This window comes from Acinetobacter sp. ANC_7682, from assembly GCF_056779795.1.
In genome coordinates, this window is the sequence record NZ_JBWYIQ010000113.1 from 1 (window position 1) to 211 (window position 211).

1 protein-coding gene is annotated in these 211 nt (G+C 42.7%); it reads right to left on the bottom strand.

Going from position 1 to position 211, the window contains the following annotated elements; all coding sequences use genetic code 11:
* Positions 1 to 211, bottom strand: a 211-nt coding sequence (locus AC1M9D_RS14220) for a transposase (protein WP_481612462.1), incomplete at both ends; no start/stop codon positions are given.

Below are 211 nucleotides of genomic sequence, written 5' to 3' on the forward strand. Positions count from 1 at the left end.
AAGTAAATCACCAAGTACCTGTGAATCACTGACATTATTGGTTGTAAGCTGAACTGCTCGTATTTGCAGGGTTTTAGCATCTATACCAATATGAAGTTTACGCCATTGGCGACGATATTCAGGTCCATGTTTCTTGCGTTTCCATTCGCCCTCACCTAGAAACTTCATGCCTGTAGAGTCCATGAGTAGATGCAGCCCATCGCTACTTTTT